This is a genomic window from Planctomycetota bacterium, assembly GCA_039819165.1.
Taxonomy (GTDB): Bacteria; Planctomycetota; Phycisphaerae; order Phycisphaerales; family UBA1924; genus JAHCJI01.
Genome location: JBCBSM010000001.1, coordinates 57,166 through 72,682, shown reverse-complemented (window position 1 = coordinate 72,682; position 15,517 = coordinate 57,166). Strand labels below are relative to the sequence as shown.

The window sequence follows — 15,517 nt, the reverse complement described above, 5'->3', positions numbered from 1 at the left end:
CTTCTCTATTTGTCGTGCTTCTGACGCTTCGTCATTCCTTGACCGGTGTTTTTCCATGGAGGGTTCGTCATGAATGGCCTGCAGATCGCCAGGCGGGCGCTGCCGACCGCCGCCGTGGTGCTGGGCGTGCTCGTGCTGGTCGGCGGCACCGCGGTGGTCGCGCGCTCCGGCGGCGACGACTCCACGGTTGAGGCCCGCCCGCTCGCCGTCTCGGTCGCGCCGGTGCGCTGGCTCGACTCGATCGAGATCGAGACGCGGTACCGCGGCGAGATCCAGGCCCGGCAGCGGATCGACGCCGCCTTCGAACTGGCCGGCAAGATCGAGGCGATCTATGCCGACGAGGGCGATCTCGTCCGCGCGGGCGATCCCATCGCCGGCCTGGACACCGCGCGGCTGCGAGCCGACCGGGACCGGCTTGGGGCCGCGTTGGAGGAAGCCCGGGCCGATCTTTCGATCGCCGAGATCACGCTCGAGCGCACCCGCCGCTCGTACGAGGCCGATGCGGTCAGCGAGCAGGAGATGGACCAGGTCATCAGTTCGGTGGCGTCGCTGACCGCACGGGTCGGCCAGGCCGAATCCGCCCTGGCGCTCGTGGAAGTGGACCTCTCGAAGAGCACCATCGTCGCGCCCTTCGACGGGTTCGTCGCCGACCGGCACGCCGACGTCGGCGCGGTGATGCAGCCCGGCGTCCGCGTGCTGAGCCTGCTGGAGACCGAATCGCCCGAGGTGCGCATCGGCGTGGCGCCGCGGGCGCTCGCCGCCCTTGGAGACCGCATCGACGTCGTCGGCGAGGGACGGACATGGCCGGCGCGCGTCGTGAGCGTGCTGCCGTCGATCGATCGGCGGACACGCACCGCCGAGGTGCGGCTCGCGCTCGAGGAGCCGCTCGGCGGCGTGCTCCGCGACGGCGGCAACGTATCCATCCGATTGCGGGATCGCCTCGACGAGCGTGGCTTCTGGGTGCCGCTGTCCGCGCTCACGCAGAGCAATCGCGGGCTGTGGGCGCTCTACGTCGTCACTCCGGCCGACGAGGGCTGGATCCTGGAGCGACGCGAAGTAGAGCTCATCCGCCCGGAAGCCGTCCGGGCATACGTCCGGGGACCCGTCGCCGGCGGCGAGCTGATCGTGGAGGACGGCACGCAGCGGATCGTGCCGGGAATCCGGGTGCGGCCCGTCGAATCCGAGGCGGAGCGCCGGGATGGCTAGCTGGTCGACCCTCGTGATGCGGAATCGCTACCTGCTGGGGCTGCTGATCGTGGTCTCGCTGGTCGCGGGCCTCTCCAGCTTCCTGACCATCCCGCGACTCGAGGATCCGCGCATCGTCAACCGCGGGCCGCTGGTGCTCACGCCGTTCCCGGGCGCCTCGGCCGAGCGCGTCGAGAGCTTAGTGACAGAGCCCATCGAGACGGCGCTGGACGAGATCGATGAGATCAAGAAGGTCGAGACGACGTCGCGAGCGGGCATGTCGGTGGTGTCCATCGAACTGCTGGACCGCATCACCGCGCGCGAAAACCAGGAGATCTTCAGCGAGATCCGCGACAAGCTGCGGGACGTCGAGCCGCGGCTTCCGGCGGGCGCGGGCCGGCCCGACATGGACGACAAGCGGGATCCGGTTGCCTACACGCTCGTGGCGTCCGTCGGCTCGAGGGAGCCCTCGGCAGCATCCATCGGGGTGCTCACGAGGCAGGCCGAGGAACTGGCCGACCGCCTGCGGGGCGTGCCGGGCACGGAGCTGGTCCGCGTGTACGGCGACGCCCGAGAGGAGATCCGCGTGCGCCTCGACGCCGACGAGGCGTCCGCGCTCGGGCTGGATGCGGGCATGATCGCGCAGCTCATCCGCGATGCGGACTCGAGGTCCTCCGCGGGCGTGGTGCGCGGCGCGGCGAACGACGTGCTGATCGAGGTGGCCGGCGAGCTGGACACGCTCGAGCGGATCGCCGCCATTCCGCTCCGCGAGGGCGCCGATGGCCGCGTGCTGCGGTTGTCGGACATCGCAACACTGGATCGGGACATCCGCACGCCGGTGGACGCACTCGCGCTGAGCGACGGCCGGCGTGGCGTGCTCGTCGCGGCACGCATGGCAGGGAACGCGCAGGCCGACGCCTGGGCCCAGCAGGCGAGCGGCGTGCTGCGAAGCTTCGAGGCCGAACGCTCGGGCCTGGACGTCCAGCGAGTGTTCGAGCAGACCAGCTACACGTCGGCGCGGCTGACCGAGCTCGGCCTGAACCTGCTGGCGGGCGCGGGCGTGATCCTCGCGGTCATCTGGCTGACCATGGGCATGCGGCAGGCGGTCATCGTGGGGTCGGCCCTGCCATTGGTTGTCTCGCTCACGCTCGCGGCCATCCAGGCCAGCGGCAACAGCCTGCACCAGATGTCGATCTTCGGCATGATCATCGCGCTCGGCCTGCTTGTGGACAACGCGATCGTCGTGACCGACGAGGTTACCGCGCGGCTGCGCGCGGGCGCGAGCAGGGTCGACGCGATGGGCTCGGCCGTGCGGCACCTCGCCGGGCCGCTGGGCGCCTCGACGCTCACGACCGTGCTGGCCTTCGCGCCCATCCTGCTGCTGCCCGGCGGCGCGGGCGACTTCGTGGGCTCCATCGGGCAGAGCGTGATCTACGCCGTCGTGTTCTCCTTCGGCGTGTCGCTGACGATCATCGCCGCGCTCGCGGGCATCTTCGTGTCCAGAGCGCCCGAGTCCCGCCGCCGTTGGTGGAAGGATGGCGTCGGCAGCAGGACCCGGGGCCGCGGGCTGGCGCGCGTGCTGCGGGCGCTCTACGAGCGTCCCGTGGCGGCCATCAGCCTGGCGTTGATCGCCCCGCTGGCCGGATTCGCCGTGGCGCCCATGCTCGGCAACCAGTTCTTCCCGCCCGTGGATCGCGACATGTTCCACGTGCAGATCTGGATGCCCAGCGACGCCTCGCTCTCGCGCACGCGGGCGGAATCCGAGCGGGCCGAGTCCATCATCCGCGATGCCGACGGCGTCGAGCGGGTCCACTGGCTGGTGGGCGGAAGCTACCCGAGCGTGTGGTACAACCTGGTGATGGACAAGGACGCGATGCCGTCATATGCGCACGGCATCGTCGATACGACCTCCGCCGAGGCCACCAAGCGCCTGGTCACAGAATTGCAGGCCCAGCTCGACGATCAACTGCCGGGTGCGCAGGTCGTGGTGCGCTCGTTCGGCCAGGGACCGCCCGTGGTGGCCGACATCGAGTACCGCGTGACCGGGCCGGATCCCGACGTTCTCCAGGACATCGGCGAGGCGTTCCGCGCGCGGCTGCAGGCGCACCCGGACGTGCTGCACACGCAGATGACCATCGAGCGGGCCGAACCGAAGCTGTGGTTCGACGTGGACGAGCAGCAGGCGAAGCTGGCGGGCCTCACGCTGGTCGACGTCGCGACGCAGCTGCGCAACGCGTACGAGGGCGTGACCGGGGGCACCGTGCTCGAGGATCTCGAGGAGATCCCGGTCCGCGTGTCGCACGCCGAGGCCGCGCGGGGCGACATCGCCGAGATCGCGTCGACCGAGATCATCGGCCCCGACGGCACGGCGGTGCCGCTGCCGGCCATCGCCGACGCCAGCCTGCGGCCCGCCCGCGGCGCGATCACCCGCTACAAGGGGCAGCGATCCAACAGCGTGAAGGCGTACACGCGGGCGGGCGCATTGCCGCTGGCCATCGGCGCGGAGGTGCTCGAGGACCTCCAGTCGCAGGGCCCCCCGCTGCCGGCGGGATACGCCATCAGCGTCGGCGGCGCGGCCGAGCAGAACTCCGACGCCACGGGCAACCTCGCGCGTTACGCGCCGGTGCTCGTCGTGCTGATGATCGCCACGCTGATCCTCGCGTTCCGCAGCGTCGCCATGGCGGCGATCCTCGGGGCCGTCGCGGTGCTCTCGGTCGGCCTCGCGCTGCTGGCGACGTGGGCGATCTCGTTCCCCTTCAGCTTCAACTCCATCCTGGGCACGCTGGGCCTCATCGGCGTGGCGCTCAACGACAGCATCGTCGTGCTCGCATCGCTGCGGGAGCACCCGACCGCGCGGCTCGGCGACCCACGGGGCATCGCCGAAGCCATCCTGGGCTGCATGCGGCACGTCATCTCGACGACGCTGACGACCATCGGCGGCTTCCTGCCGCTGCTGCTGTTCATCGGCGGGGACTTCTGGCCGTCCCTGGCGATCGTGATGGCGGGCGGCATCGCGGGTGCCACGCTGCTCGCGGTGCTGCTGGTTCCGGGGCTGTTCAGGCTGGTGGCGCTGCGCGGGACCGCTCGGCGGCGCGCGTCCATCGGGGGCTCGTCTCTGCGGGAGCCCGAGCCGGCCCGGCCCGTGCTGGCCGGAGCCGCGGTCTAGCGGCCGCTTGGTGCGACGCCGTGGCCGTGCATCCGCACAGATCCCGAATGAGCGCAACAGGACTCGAACCTGTGACCTCTGCCATGTGACGGCAGCGCTCTAGCCAACTGAGCTATGCGCCCGAACCTGGGGCGTGGACGACCGGGGTGCGTCCGGCAGCGGACTGCTGCGGTCCCGGGCGGCCGTGCCCCTGCAAGCGGCTGAGTATACCCGGTTTGGAACCCGCAGCGCGTGAGTTGGCCGTGTCACGCACCGGCGTCGTGCACAGCTTTGAGAGGGAATATGTGTGTTTCACACCCGAGGGGCGGGAGCTACCCCCCGCGAGTGCCATGCTGGACGAGATTCGCGAAGAGTGGCTGTTCCACCCCGAGTCGGACAGGGCATGGGCACCGGGATACGAGTCGGCTGGCCTGCTGGAGTTCGACGAGCACGGCGACACGGTCGTGGCCAGCGAGATCCACCGAAGGCCCAACCGCGACTGGCTCGGGACCATCCAGAACGGGGCGGTGGCGCGGGACGGCTCGCTCGCGCTGATTGCCGCCGGCCACGGCTTCTCTGGCGGCAAGCCGGAGGTATGCGTGTAACTCGCCGACCGGCGAGCCTCGACGGCCCTACCCATGCCCGGACAGGGCCTGCATGTCCGGATCGCGTTCGTGGAGCCTTGGGTCATGACCTTCGATCAGCGGCTCATGTACCTGTACGACACGTGCGGCGATGACCCGCCCCGTCGCATCGAGTTGCCTCCGATTCCGGGTGGGGATGAGTCCTACGGCTTTGTATATCCATCCGGACGCCCGGACGAGTTCCTGCTGCGCCACGGCGATCCGCTGCGAATGCATCGCGTGGCGCTGCCCGATCGGTAGCGTGTGCCACGCTCCTGGCAGCTTCGGTTTGGTGAGCGATGCAGCCGTTGCCGTGAGCCACTGCCACCAATACGGCGGCGCTAGCACTGCCGATGGCGTCGTAACACTTGCGGACGGGAGCGAATCGTCGGTCGCTCTGAGTGACGCCGTGACCTCTCGCAGTCATGGGTCCAACCGGAAGACACACCGGTCGGTTGCACCGATGCACCTCTCGTCAATCGAGCTACGCGCTCGAGCATGCGTCGCTGTAGACTCCGGCGCCAGCCGCATGCACAATCGCCGCAACGGTTTCCCGATCGGCCGACCGATCCTGCCTAGCGGCACGCCCGGCTGGCGAGGTCGCAGCGCCTCTACTTCGTGCCGTTCGAGACGAGTTCTAGACGGCTCGCGGCGTCTTCGTACTGCGCGAGGCGATCGAAGACCGTTGGATCGCCACCCTCGGGCAGCAACTCGACCACGCGGCGCTGGGTCTCGAGGGCCTCGCGGATGCGGCCGGCCTTGAACAGCGCATAGGCCATCGTGTCGAGGTACACGAACGACTCCTCGCCGGCCTCGGCCTGGAGGTGAACGACCTCGGTGATCATGTCGAGCCCCTCGCGGGCGCGGTCGGTGCCAGCGTAGTGATACGCGAGGTTGTTCATCGCGTGCAGCGCCTGGGGACTACCCGGGCCGACCTCCCGGTTGCTCGCGATGATCACGTCTCGATAGAGCGCCTCGCCCTCGGCGGACCGCCCGCTGCGGATGCTGGCGAGCCCGAGGTCGATCATGGCCTTCCAGGTCCGCGGGTGGTCGTCGCCATGCAGTTCCCGGAAGATCGAGAGCGACTCGCCGTGGGCGGCATGCACGTCCTCGAACCGTCGTTGCTTCATGAGCAGCAGTCCGAGGTTGTAGAGCGTGGTGGCGACCTCTCGGCTGCGGTCGCCGCTGCGGAGGCGGTGCGTGGCGAGGGCCTCCCGGGAGATCCGGACGGCCTCAGTGAGTTCGTTCGCATCCGAAAGGACGACCGAGAGGCGGTGCTGCACGTTCGCGACCGGCGTGCTGTCGGGGCCGTGGACGTTGGTAAGCAGCTCGATGGCCTGGTGGCAATAGCCGATCGCCGCGTCCAGTTCGCCCCGCTGACGCAGCCGCTCGACCAAGCGCTCCATGGCGGGCACGAACACCGCGGCACGCTCCTCGCCCACGCGTGCGCTCAGTTCGGGGAGGCGGTCGATGACCGTCCGGGCCTCGCCGAGGCGATCGAGCCAGGCCAGCACGTGCGTATGCCGTGCCCGCGCGGCCAACCCCGCCTGCGTATCGCCGCGGTCCGAGGACTCCAGCAGCTGGGACAGTTCTCGGTACTCTGGCTCGGCTCGTTCGTGCTGCTTGGCGTCGTACCACACCGCCCCGGCCCCGCGGAGCACGGCCTCGAGCGGCTCGGACGGCTCGCCGTGCGCGGTGCGGGCAACGTCCTTGGCACGCGCGATCGTCTCGGTGGCCTCGTCGATCTGCTCCGCTGCCACGAATGCCTCGGCGAGCGCCACCATGGCCGCGAGCGTCGCCGGCGCGTCGGGTCCGAGCATCTCCGTGCGGACCTCGAGCCCACGGCGGGCGTGCGCGACGCCGAGCGCAGCCTCGGTCCAGCTCTCGATTTCGTCGCCGTGCTCGTCCGCGATCTCATACTCGGCGAGGCGATCGAAGGCGGTGTCGTCCGCCCCCGGCGGCATGATCTCGAGCACGCGGCGCTGCACCTCGATGGCCTCGGCGAACTCGCCGGCGTGGAACAGGGCCTGCGCATGGGTGTCGATATACTCGTAGTTGGGTCGGCCGGTCGCTTCCTCGAGTTCGGCCACCCGACGCGAGACCTCCACTGCCCTTGCCACGCGGCCGGTGGGCGCCAGCATGAGCGCCATGTTGTTCATGGCCGTGCGGGTGACGTAGTGCTCCTCGCCGAGCGTTCGGATGCTCGCCTCGATCATGTCCGAGTAGGCGCTATAGGCCTCGTCGATGTTGCCGAGCCGGTCGTGGCACATGGCGACCATGCCCGCGGAGCGGATGGAGTCGACGTGGTCGGGCCCGAGGGCCTCGGTCCGCATGACCAGCATCTCCTCGAAGCTCTCGAGGGCCGCCTCGTACTCGCCGAGGAGGAAGCGGGCGCCGGAGATGTTGTTGAGCGACCGCAGCGTCTCGGGGTGCCGCTCGCCGAGGCGTTCCCTCTTGGCGTCGTATGAGATCTTGAAGAGTGGTTTGGCCTGCGCCGGACGGCCCGAGCGAAGGTACAGCGCGCCGAGGTTGTTCACAACCGTGAGCGTGTCGGGATGCGTCTCGCCGAACACCTGGCGGTGCGGCTCGAGCACATCGCCGAGCATCTGCTCGGCCTCGTCGAAGCGCTGGAGCTGGATGTAGAGCGTGCCGAGGCCCTCGATCGACCGGAGCGTATCGGGGTACTCGGGACCGTACTTCTCCAATCGCCACGCGACCGTCTGCTCGAAGAGCGGCAGCGCTTCGTCGAACCGCCGAGTCTGGACGTAGAGGCTCGCGAGGTTCCGGATCGCGTTGTGGGTCTTCTTCTCGAACTCCTCTCCTTCGCCCTCCATGTCGATCACGCCCCGGAAGAGCGACTCGGCCTCGTCGTATCGGGCCTGCTTCTGGTAGACGCCGCCGAGGTTGACCGCCGCGAGGCGAGCGTCCTGCGACCGAGCGCCGAGCGTCTCCAGGTAGGTCCGGTACACGGGCGCGATCAGCGACTCGGCCTCGTCGTACCGAGCAAGCTCGAAGTAGAGCACGCCCAGGCGGCGGGCGATGTTGAGCGTGTTCTCATGCTCCGCACCCAGCTCGTCGCGGTAGAGCTCCAACGCGGCCTCGAACTGGCTGGTCGCGGTGAGGAAGTCGCCGAGGCTGCCATATGCATCGCCGGTAACCGTGCGCAATTCGGCCTGCACCATCCGATCCTCGATCTCTCCGGCGTCGAGCCGCGCGACCGTCTTGTCGAGGATGGACCGCAGCATCGGCGTGTCGGCGCTGCCCGCGTCCTCGGGCCGCACGCTCGCGAGCATGCTCGTGATCAGCTGCTTGACCTCGGTCGCCCGGGTGAGCTGCCGCCGGGTCGATTCCTCGGCTCGCTCGACGCGGGCCTTCTCGCTCAGGGCCCAGAGCAGACCGCCCCCCGCGAGACCGCCCCCGGCCAGCACCGCACCCGCTACGAGCGAGGCCGCCACGACGCCCGCGCGGTTGCGGCGCACGAACTTCTGCATGCGATAGCTCGCGTTGGGCGGGCCGGCGAGCACGGGCTCGTCGTTGAGATGCCGGCGGATGTCCACCGCTAGGCCGTTGGCGGTGTCGTACCGCCGCTCGCGATCCTTCTCCAGGCACTTCATCGCGATCCAATCGAGATCGCCGCGAAGCTGCGACGCAACACGGTGCGGATCGCCGGGGCGCGGCCCGGCGGCGCGGTCGGCCTCGTCCATGTTGAGCACACGCGCCGAGGGCTTGGGCGGGTCCTCCTGCGTTAGCACGCGGACGAGTTCTGCCAATCCCTTGGAATCGAGCTCGTCGCCCGGGAAGGGCCGGGTGCCCGTGAGCATCTCGTAGAGCAGCACGCCCAAGCCGTAGACATCGCTGCGGGTGTCGATCTCGAGCTCGGACATCGTGAGCTGCTCGGGCGACATGTAGGCGGGTGAGCCGATCAGCTGGCCCCGCGCGGTGATCAGCGTCTTCTGCGTGAGCTCGACCCGCGTCGCCTTGGCGATGCCGAAGTCGATGATCTTGGGCACCGGCGTGCCGTCGTGCATGCTGGTCAGGACGTTGGACGGCTTGATGTCGCGGTGGATGATGCCCTTCTGGTGTGCGTGCTGCACCGCGTGGCACACGCCGATGAACAGCTCGAGCCGCGCCCGGATATCGAGCCGGTGCTCGTTGCAGAACTCGACGATGGGCCGGCCGTCGACGAGTTCCATGACGAAGAATGGTCGGCCGGCTTCGGTCGCGCCCGCGTCGAGCACCCGCGCAATGTTGGGATGGTCCATCATCGCGATGGCCTGCCGCTCGGCCTCGAAGCGCGCGATCACCTGACGGGTGTCCATGCCGAGCTTGATGATCTTGATCGCCACCCGGCGCTCGACCGGCTCGCTCTGCTCGGCGAGCCACACCGAGCCGAAGCCCCCCGAGCCGATCTCCTTGAGCAGCGTGTAGCGGCCGATCTGGTCGCCCGCCGCGTGCTCGCCCTCGAAGCGGCTGGCCGATTCGAGGGACAGGAAGCTGTCGGCGTCGGCATCGGCATCGGCGGCGAGCAGCGCATCGACCTGCTTGCGGAGTTCGGCATCGTCGCCACAGGCCTGGGCCAGGAAGGAACGGCGATCGTCCGGGGAGAGGTCCCGGGCGGTCCAGAAGATCGACTCTGTGGTTGTCATGCTGAGGTTCTACCACCATCCGACAAGGGGTCATGCTGACCGCGGTGCGAGTAGGGACTCCCCTTGAAATGCAAAAGCGTTCTTAGCGGTTTCCGCACCCCAGGTCCTTACGCCTCGACCGACCGAATTCCTGCGCCGACCCTTCCTTGGAAGAGCGCGACACCAGGACATCCCAAACGCTTTGGTCGTTTGGTGTTCCGATAGGACGATGGCCCACGACGGCGGCCGCTGACTCGGGCGGCAGCCCTCGACTGCTCGCAACGCCAGGCTGCGTGCGCGCGACGGGAGGGATCGGCGGATGAACCCACCCCCGGAAGGCGACATCACGCGTCTGCTCCAAGACCCGTCGGTCGGCTCTGACGAGCGGTCCAAGTACCTCGTCGAGGCGCTCTACGGGCAGCTGCACTCGACGGCGGTGCGGTTGCTCGCCGGGGAGCGAGCGAACCACACGCTGGGCGCGACCGCGCTCATCCACGAGGCGTATCTGAAGCTCACGGGCGACCGCGACCTGCCCTGGGCGAACCGGGCGCACTTCTACGTGGCGGCGGCCGAGGCGATGCGGCGGGTGCTGGTCGATCACGCCCGAAGCCGGGGCCGCCAGAAGCGCGGCGGCGGCCGGGCGCCCCTCGCGCTTCGGGATGTCCTAGAGCTCGCCGACAGGGATTCGGCGGACATCCTGAGGTTCGATGACGCACTTCGCCGCTTCCAGGAGGTGGCGCCGGACGCTGCCGCGGTCGTGCAACTCCGGTTCCTCGCGGGTCTGACGGTGGAGCAGACCGCGGCAGCTCTAGAGATGTCCACTAGCACGGTAGACCGCAGGTGGGCCTTCGCCCGGGCGTGGCTCTACCGAGAACTGAGCGGCGATGGCGATGAGGCCTCGGACGCAAGAGGTATTTGAGGAAGCCCTCGGCGTCCCCCCTACGGAACGCGACTCCTTCATCCGCGAACGCTGCGATGGAGACGAGGTCCTCGTCGGCGAGGTTCGCTCGCTGCTGTCCGCCTACAAGGAGGCCAAGGGCTTCCTCGAGCTGCCGCTGCAGCAAGATCGCCTCGATCCGAACGCCGGCGAGCACCCCGAGAGCGAGACCAACGGTCGTTCGGGGCCGTCGCTGCTGCGGACGGTGCACCGGATCCTCAAGCAGATCCTCCGGCCGTAGATTGCTGCGCCGCCGTCGTCTCTTCGCTCCGTCGACGTCGTCCGGCAGCGATCGCCCCTGCGAACATGCCGTCCAGGGGCGCATTCTTCGTGCGCGTCGGAGAATCGCTAACGAAGCGACGGATTGCCTCGTGATTGCGGCGCACGGATTCGGGAAAAGGCTGATGGACCCGCGAGTGGAAGGGCGCTTGGACCTGCGAGCGGCGTCCGCATCAACCGAGACGCACCGGCATCCATGGAGGATTCGTGATGCAACCCGAGCAACGAACCAACCCGGGAACCGTCCTTCCGGCGCAGCAGGAATCGAGTGACGCGATCGCGGACGCCGCCGTCTCGGATCTCTATCGATTCGCGTTGCACCTGTGCGGCTCACCGAACGAGGCGGCCGACCTGACCGTGGCGTGCGTCGCGAGCCTCGATCACGCCAGGCCGTTGACCGGGCTGGAGGCCGCGCGGAGCGTGTGGACCGCCTACCGGTCCATGGAGGTGGTCGAACCGCAGGCGTCCATTGACTACGCGGCCGACTCCACCCGGGCCGACATTGATGATCGCCTGCTCGATGCGGCGATCAGCCGGGAGCTCACGGCGCTGTCGGGCATCGATCGGCTGATCATCATCTTGTGGGCCTCCGAACAGTGCGATGCCGACGAAATCGCCGACGCGCTCTCGCTGCCGATCCGGCTCGCCCGGGCGACGATCGATCGCTTCTCGGATGCCATCTGGCGGCGGCTGACCGAGCCGGGCGGCGGGACGCTGGCCGACGCGAGTGACGACGAGATATTCGGCGATTACGCCCACTCGCCGCAGTAGGCCGGCGGTTGCGCGCTGCCGATCCGCGGCGGCACGGGTTGGATCAGGGTTGTTCATCTCGCGCACGAAAAGCGGGGCACGGAGTGCCCCGCTTGCGCATCGTGTCTCGGCGCTGGCGCCTACTTGTCGGCGTCCCGCAGGCCCATGCCGCGGCGGTTGGGCGGCGCCGGGCGGCGCGGGGGCTCGTAGCCGCGCTGCTTGATCTCGGCCTTGAGGTGCTCGATGGCCGCATCGAGCTGTGGGTCCTGGCCGCGTGCGAGCAGCGTGGGATCGTCCATGACTTCGATGTCGGGGTCGACGCCGTGGCCCTCGACGCCCCAGGTGCCGTCGGCCTCGTAGAAGCCGAAGTTGGGCACGGCGGTGTAGCCGCCGTCGATGAGCGGTGGCACGCCCGAGATGCCAACGAGACCGCCCCACGTCCGCCGGCCGATGAGCTTGCCAAGGTTGTTGTGGCGGAAGAGCCACGGGAACATGTCGCCGCCCGAGCCGGCCTGCCCGTTGATGAGCATGGCCTTGGGGCCCTGGTGGCTGTCGTAGGGCCACGCCCAGTCGGCGCCGTCGCGGCGGTACCAGTAGTTGGTGCGCGGGCGGTTGAGCAGTTCGATGAACCGCGTAGGGATCTGGCCGCCGCCGTTCCAGCGGTCGTCGATGATCAGGGCGTCCTTGCCGATCTGGCCATAGAACTGGCGGAACAGTTCATTCTGGCCGTTGACGCCGGTATCGGGCACGTGGATGTAGCCGATGGCGCCGCCCGACGCCTCATCGACGTGGGCCCGCTTCTGCTCGACCCAGTCCCGGTAGCGAAGGTACTGGTCGCTGCCCAGCGGCTTGATGGTGTAGTCGCGGACGTTGCGAGCGTCGTCGTCGCCGGCGATCGCATCGGCGATCGTGAGCGTGGTGTCCTTGCCGGCAGTGCCGACGAAGGCCGCCCACGGGTCCTTGCTGGTATCGATGCGGCTGCCGTTGACGTGGGTCACGAAGTCGCCGACCTCGACATCCATGCCATGGTGCGTGAGCGGGTTGCGGGCGTCGGAGTCCCACGTGGCGCCCTTGTAGATGCGGGCGATGCGGTAGCCGACCTGGCCATCTTGTTCGGCGAGCTCGAAGTCGACGCCGAGCATGCCGACGTTGCGGCTGGGCTGGCCATCGACGTCGCCGCCCGAGTAGTAGGCGTGGCCGACGTTGAGCTCGCTGATCATCTCGCCGATGATGAAGCTCACGTCCTCGCGGCTCGCGGCGTCGTCGACCATGCGGCTGTAGCGGTCGTAGATGGCGTCCCAATCAACGCCGTGCATGTTGTCGACGTAGAAGAAGTCGCGGTGGCGGCGCCAGGCATCCCGGACGAGCTGCCGCCACTCCTCGCGGGGGTCGAGCATCTTGTTGAGGTCGCGGGGCACGAGGGCCTCGCTCATGTTCTGGCCCGGGCGGGCGTCGGCGATCTTCCAGCGGTTGCCCGCGGCGAGCAGCGCCTTCTTGCCATCGCCCGAGAGGCCCACGAGGGCGGCGCCGGTCACGACGGTCTTCTCCTGGGGCTCGTCGTCGCCCGCATTGATGAGCTTGACGCTGGGCGGGGCGCCCTGGGCGAAGCTGTTGTACAGCAGGTCGCCGCGGTCGTTGGTCCGCAGGCCGTTGAAGGAGCCGGCGGCTACGGGCAACTGCATGCCACGGGCCTCGAAGCCGTCGAAGTCGATCTCGACGGGATCGCCGCTCCCGCCGCTGCCGGCGTCATCATCGATCTTGCCGTCGGCGACGCTCGCGGAGGTGCGGGTTGCCGTGAAGCTGCCGGAGCCGCTGATGGGGCCGGCGATCGTCCAGGTGCCGCTCAGCGACTCGCCGCTGAGCATGCCGGTCATGGTCGTGGTGATGGGGCCATCGGCACGCGAGGTCGTGAGCGTGCCCGTGGATTCGTCGAAGGTCACCGAATCGTACTGGTTGAGCTGGCCCTGGCTCTCGCTCGCACCCACGTAGCCTCCGTCGTCGTTGCGGCGGATATACATGGTGAACTCGAGCTGGTCGTCGGGCAGTCCGAGCGCGGAGAGGCCCGTGGCCGTGCCCGACCAGGTGCCATCGATGGGGCTTGCGTCGGCGTCATCGTCGGCATTCTCGTCCGTTGCGTCCTCGTCGCCGGCGTCCTCCTCGTCCGTGGCTTCGTCCTCGTTCCAGGATTCCTCGTCGGGTTCGATGAGCATCGGGTTCTCGACGTCGCCGTTCAGCGGCACGGCGATGAGCACCTCGGTGCCGGCGTAGACGAAGGTCGACCCGACGTCCTCGTAGCGGGGCGAGGTGAACTGCCGCATGGATGCGTAGTAGAGGTAGTCGTTGGCGAATGCCGGGTCGGAGTCGTTGAAGTAGCCGCTGGTGACCTGCCGACGCTCGCCCGACTCGGTGTCGTAGATCCAGACCGCGGTCACGAGGTTGCCCGGGTCGGTCTTGTCGTAGGCGATCCACCGGCTGTCGGACGACCAGCTCAGCGTGGGCCGGCCCGCCATCTCGTCGCGATCGATCTCGGTCCGTTCGCCCGACTCGAGGTCGACGGCGTGGATGCGGCCGGCCTTGTCGTTGAAGAGGATCGTCTCGCTGTCGGGCGACCAGGCGATGTCGAAGAAGTAGTTCTCGCTGGTGTTGGTCAGGCGGCGGGTCTCGCCCTTGCCGTCGGACTGGGTGACGTAGAGGTTGTACTCGCCGTTCTCATCGGAGAAGTAGGCGATCCAGCGGCCGTCGGGGCTCCAGGCGGGGCTCCGCTCGGCGTAGCGCGAGCTGTCGGTCAGCTGGCGGGGGGCGCCGGCCTTGGCGGGGATCGTCCAGATGTCGCCTCGCGCCTCCACGACGGCCCGCTTGCCGGTCGCGCTGATTCCGCCGGCCTGAAGCTGCGACGCGGCATCGACCATCCGCGGCCGCACCGAGGGCTTGGCGCCGGGGATCGTGATCGACACGCTGCGGGCGCGACCCAGCCGCAGATCGAGCAGGAAGATCTCCGGCCCGTTCTGGAAGACGATCTCGCCGCGGCCGTCCGTCCCCGGACCGATCGAGGGGAACTTGACGTCGTAGTCGCGATAGTCGGTGACCTGCTCGCGGTCGCCGGTATCGGGGTCGTAGGACCAGATGTTGAGGCGGTGCTCGGGGCCGGCGTCGGAGAGGTAGTAGACCGTGCCGTCGTGCCACATGGGCAGCGTGTCGGTGCCCTCCCACGTCGTGATCTGCTCGCTCTCGAGGGACTCGAGGTTGAAGAGCCAGACGTCCGACGCCATGCCGCCGCGGTATCGCTTCCAGGTGCGGAAGTCCCGCTGGTTGGGCGTGTAGGCGAGCCAGTCGCCGTGGATGGCGCCATTGGCGCCATAGGCCGGCGGCAGCTTGGTTGGGTTGCCGCCCTTGGGCGACACCGCGTAGAGCTGCTGCTGCCGCGCCTGCCCGCTGCGGCCGTTGCGGTGGAAGATGATGCCGCGGTCGGCGTCCCAGTCGGTGGGCGTCTCGTTCGCGGGATGGTGCGTGAGCCTGCGGGGCACGCCACCGTCGAGACCCGCGACGTACAGGTCGCGATCACCGTCGTAGTTGCCCTGGAAGACGATCTCGGAGCCGTCGGGGCTGAAGCGGGGGAAGGCCTCGGCACCGGGCGGGCTGGCGAGCGGCCGGGCGGTGCCGCCGCTGCGATCGACGACCCACAGGTCGTTGGCATAGACGAACACGATGTGCTCGCCGCTGACGTCCGGATAACGCAGCATGCCCGCATCGGGCTGATTCTGGGCGATTGCCTTGCCCGCGCTCGCGGCCAACGCACCGGCCGCACACACCACCACGAGGTTCATGTCGCATCTCCTCTGCATGACTGGAAGGTCCACCCGTTCTCTCTATCGGGGCGCGGCCGGCTTCGTTTTGCGGCGGCGCGGCACTCCGTATTGCATCCACCCGCTCGTCGGTTGCGTCGGTGCGGCGTCGACGGCCGCCCCGGCACCAC

The 15,517-nt window shown here is 69.0% G+C and carries 9 protein-coding genes and 1 tRNA gene; 7 read left to right on the top strand and 3 right to left on the bottom strand.

Features of this window, described 5'->3' with window-relative positions; all coding sequences use genetic code 11:
• The first annotated feature begins 69 nt into the window (after positions 1-69).
• On the top strand, positions 70-1,206 hold the full coding sequence (locus AAFX79_00255; protein MEO1006980.1) for an efflux RND transporter periplasmic adaptor subunit: 1,137 nt from the start codon (positions 70-72) through the stop codon (positions 1,204-1,206).
• Positions 1,199-4,351 (top strand): efflux RND transporter permease subunit, encoded by a 3,153-nt coding sequence (locus tag AAFX79_00250; protein MEO1006979.1) that lies wholly within the window; start codon positions 1,199-1,201, stop codon positions 4,349-4,351. The genes AAFX79_00255 and AAFX79_00250 overlap by 8 nt, the downstream gene beginning before the upstream one ends.
• 48 nt (positions 4,352-4,399) lie before the next feature.
• Here the strand turns inward: AAFX79_00250 and AAFX79_00245 are convergent.
• A tRNA-Val gene (locus tag AAFX79_00245) sits at positions 4,400-4,473 on the bottom strand.
• Between the two features lie 207 nt (positions 4,474-4,680).
• Here AAFX79_00245 and AAFX79_00240 point away from each other — a divergent pair.
• Positions 4,681-4,935 (top strand): hypothetical protein, encoded by a 255-nt coding sequence (locus tag AAFX79_00240; protein ID MEO1006978.1) that lies wholly within the window; start codon positions 4,681-4,683, stop codon positions 4,933-4,935.
• Between the two features lie 84 nt (positions 4,936-5,019).
• Positions 5,020-5,214 carry a hypothetical protein gene (locus AAFX79_00235; GenBank protein MEO1006977.1) on the top strand — a complete coding sequence of 65 codons (195 nt, stop codon included), beginning with the start codon at positions 5,020-5,022 and terminating at the stop codon, positions 5,212-5,214.
• Positions 5,215-5,564: 350 nt separating this feature from the next.
• Here the strand turns inward: AAFX79_00235 and AAFX79_00230 are convergent, their stop codons facing one another.
• Entirely contained in the window at positions 5,565-9,599 is a 4,035-nt protein-coding gene (locus AAFX79_00230) for a tetratricopeptide repeat protein (GenBank protein MEO1006976.1), read from the bottom strand.
• 298 nt (positions 9,600-9,897) lie between these two features.
• Between AAFX79_00230 and AAFX79_00225 the strand changes: the two genes are divergently transcribed.
• From AAFX79_00225 to AAFX79_00215, 3 genes are all read left to right on the top strand, one after another.
• On the top strand, positions 9,898-10,497 hold the full coding sequence (locus AAFX79_00225) for an ECF-type sigma factor (GenBank protein MEO1006975.1): 600 nt from the start codon (positions 9,898-9,900) through the stop codon (positions 10,495-10,497).
• Positions 10,469-10,756: a hypothetical protein gene (locus AAFX79_00220; protein MEO1006974.1), complete on the top strand. Its 288-nt coding sequence runs from the start codon at positions 10,469-10,471 to the stop codon at positions 10,754-10,756. Before AAFX79_00225 ends, AAFX79_00220 begins: the two co-directional genes overlap by 29 nt.
• 248 nt (positions 10,757-11,004) lie before the next feature.
• Positions 11,005-11,565 carry a hypothetical protein gene (locus AAFX79_00215; GenBank protein MEO1006973.1) on the top strand — a complete coding sequence of 187 codons (561 nt, stop codon included), beginning with the start codon at positions 11,005-11,007 and terminating at the stop codon, positions 11,563-11,565.
• 119 nt (positions 11,566-11,684) lie between these two features.
• Here AAFX79_00215 and AAFX79_00210 read toward each other — a convergent pair whose 3' ends face one another.
• Entirely contained in the window at positions 11,685-15,368 is a 3,684-nt protein-coding gene (locus AAFX79_00210) for a S41 family peptidase (protein ID MEO1006972.1), read from the bottom strand.
• Between the last annotated feature and the right edge of the window lie 149 nt (positions 15,369-15,517).